The sequence below is a fragment of the Micromonospora echinofusca genome, from assembly GCF_017614955.1.
GTDB classification, from domain to species: Bacteria; Actinomycetota; Actinomycetes; order Mycobacteriales; family Micromonosporaceae; genus Micromonospora; species Micromonospora echinofusca_A.
In genome coordinates, this window is record NZ_WVUH01000550.1 from 1 (window position 1) to 2,936 (window position 2,936).

The window sequence follows — 2,936 nt, forward strand, 5'->3', positions numbered from 1 at the left end:
TCAGCCCGCCCGCCCGGCCGAACATCCCCCGGAACATCTGGCCCGGCTTCTGCTGCTCACCCATGAACGAGGTGACCACGATCAGGGCACCGGTCAGCGCCGGGATCGCCCACTGCAACATCTTCATCTGCCGCTGGGCGGACGCGACGTTCGACGGGGTGTCGAAGGTGGGTTCGGTGGTCCCGCCGACCGGAATCCGGCCGGCCTTCTCCAGCCGCATACCGAGCAACCGGCTGTACCCGGTGACCGCGAGCGCCGCCACGGTGAGCCCGGTCTTGATCGCGCTGGCCTTGGCCACGCCCGCCTGGGCGGCCAACCGGGGACTCTCCACCGCCAGCTCACCGGCCGCCCCGATCAGGTGCGAACCGATCGCCGCCGCGTTGACCGGCGTCCAGCGGGCCCAGCCCGCCGAGGCCGTGGGCAGGCGCTGCTTCGAGTCGTCGAGCTGGGCCGCCGCGCCGTTGACCCCGAGTGCGCCCATCAGCGAGCCACCGAACCAGGCCGCGAGACCCAGATCGTGCATGGAACGTAGGGCGGTATGCCGTTCGGACATGTGCTCCCCTTTCGCCGTTGGCGCGTCGGCATACCCACCGTCCGGTCGGCTACTCCTGCTGTCGGCCGGCCTGTGCCGGCGCCCCGCCGCCCCAGCGCTTCAGGGCGCCCCGCCGCCCCAGCGCTTCAGGGCGGAGCGGAGCACCGCCTGCCGGTGAGCGGGATCGGGGTCGTCGCTGACGGCGGCAAGGTAGCCGTCGGGGCGTACCAGCATCATCGGACCGGGCGTGGTGACCACGGTGAGCCGGTCGGCGAGGTCGGCCGGCGGCACACTCGGGGTGAGCAGGACGAAGCGACCACCACGCAGGGCCGCGCGGAGCCGGTCGGCGGCGGCGCCGGCCACCGCCGGGTCCTCGGCCCGGCGGCCGACCAGCCGGTGGTCACCGTGGCTTCCCGGGTACGCGATGCCGAGGCCGGAGATGATGCCGGTGGCCCGGTGCCGGATCGCGGGGATGCGCAGCGCGGTGCCGGCGGCCAGGTTGCGGGCGACCCGGGCCGGGCGGGGCCGGAGCATCGCGGCCCGGATCAGGGCGCCGCTGCTGCGCAGCACCAGCCGGCCGACCGGATGCCGTTCGGCGTGGTACGAATCGAGCAGCCCGGCGGGTGCCGTGCCCTGGACCGTGGCGGCGAGCTTCCAGCCCAGGTTGGCGGCATCCTGGAGGCCGGTGTTCAGGCCCTGCCCGCCGGCCGGCGAGTGCACGTGCGCCGCGTCGCCGGCCAGCAGGACCCGACCGACCCGGTACGCCGGGACCTGCCGCTCGTCAGAATGGAAGCGGGACATCCAGCGCGGGTCACGCATCCCGTGGTCGGTGCCGAGTGCGCGCCGGGTCACCTCCCGGATCTCCGCGAGGTCGAGCGGCGCATCGTCGGGCCGCTGGTGGTGCCGGTCCCAGGCCATGACCCGGTACCAGCCGTCGCCGAAGGGCGCGATGAAAGCGAGCGCGTCCCCGGTGGCGGCGACCGCGATCGTGTCTGCGGGTGGCGTGTCCAGCCGGACGTCGGCGAGCATCATCGAGGCGAGGACCGCCTCGCCGGGGAACGGCAAGCCGACCGCCTCGCGCACCCGGCTGCGTACCCCGTCCGCCCCGACCAGGTACCTTGCGCGCACGGTCGTCGTGGTCCCGTCGGCCATCGCCACCTCGGCGTCGACCCCGTCGGGGTCCTGGTGCAGGCCGGTCAGCTCGGCGCCCCGGACGATGGTGGCGCCGTGTTCCACCGCCCGGCGCCGGAGCAGTCGCTCCACCTCGTACTGCGGCACGATCAGCAGGTACGGATAGCGGCTGGGCAGGTCGGCGAAACTGACCTCGATCCGGTCGAAGAGGCGTAGTCCCCGGACGATCTGCCCGGCGGCGATCAGTTCGTCGGCGAGCCCCCGGTTGTCGAGCTGTTCCAGGGTCCGGGCATGTACCCCGAACGCCCGGGTCAGGTTCGACTCTGTGGTCCGGCGCTCCAGCACGGTGGTGCGTACGCCGGCAGCGGCCAGGTCCCCGGCGAGCAGCAGCCCGGTCGGGCCCGCCCCCACCACGACGACCTCGCTCTCCTCGGGGATCGCCGGATTCTCGCTGCGGCTTGCCGTCTTCTCGTTGGGGATCGCCATGTCCGCCTCCCGAAAGTCAACAACCGTTGGCATCTACTGATGTCGAGGCTAGGCACGACGCTCTATCGATGTCAACGTTTGTTGGCCTACACTTGTTGACGTGAACCCGACGACTCCACCAGCCGATCCGGGCGGCGGGCGTCCGCGCCGAGCCGAGAGCCCGCAGCGAGCCGACCCGAACCGTCCACGCCGGTCGGACGCCACCCGGGCCGCCATCCTGACCGCCGCCCGGGAACGTTTCGCCGCCGACGGGTACGAGCGGGCCACCATCCGGGCGATCGCCGCCGACGCCGGGATCGACCCGGCGATGGTGATGCGCTACTACGGCAACAAGGAGAAACTCTTCGCCGCAGCGGCCGAGTTCGACCTCCGGTTACCGGACTTCGCCGAGTTGTCCCGGGCCGGGCTCGGCGCCACCGGGCTGCCCGGAGACGGGACCGGCGCTGCCGCCACACTGCCCGGCGGCGGGATCGGCGCCACCGTGGTCCGGCACATGTTGCGCCGCTGGGAAGGCGACGAGACGCTGTTCGCGCTGCTCCGGGCCGCCGTCAGTCACGAGGCAGCCGCCGAGCGGATGCGGGAGATCTTCGGCGCCCAGCTCGCCCCGGCGGTGGCGCAGGTCTGCCCCGATCCGGCGGACGCCGCACGCCGGGCCGGACTGGTCGCCACCCAGATGCTCGGGCTGGCGCTGACCCGGTATGTCCTGCGCCTGCCCCCGGTGGTCGCCATGTCCCCGGACGAGCTGGCAGTCTGGCTCGGCCCCACCCTCGACCGCTACCTCACCACC

The 2,936-nt window shown here is 73.3% G+C and carries 3 protein-coding genes; 1 reads left to right on the forward strand and 2 read right to left on the reverse strand.

All coding sequences use genetic code 11. The features are described from left to right. On the reverse strand, positions 1-553 hold a 553-nt coding region (locus tag GSF22_RS32515; RefSeq protein WP_208817740.1), incomplete at its 3' end, for a hypothetical protein. Positions 554-652: 99 nt separating this feature from the next. Next, positions 653-2,149, reverse strand: a complete 1,497-nt coding sequence (locus tag GSF22_RS32520; protein WP_244454549.1) for an FAD-dependent monooxygenase — start codon at positions 2,147-2,149, stop codon at positions 653-655. Positions 2,150-2,363: 214 nt separating this feature from the next. Between GSF22_RS32520 and GSF22_RS32525 the strand changes: the two genes are divergently transcribed. Further along, on the forward strand, positions 2,364-2,936 hold a 573-nt coding region (locus GSF22_RS32525), incomplete at its 3' end, for a TetR/AcrR family transcriptional regulator (RefSeq protein ID WP_439957838.1).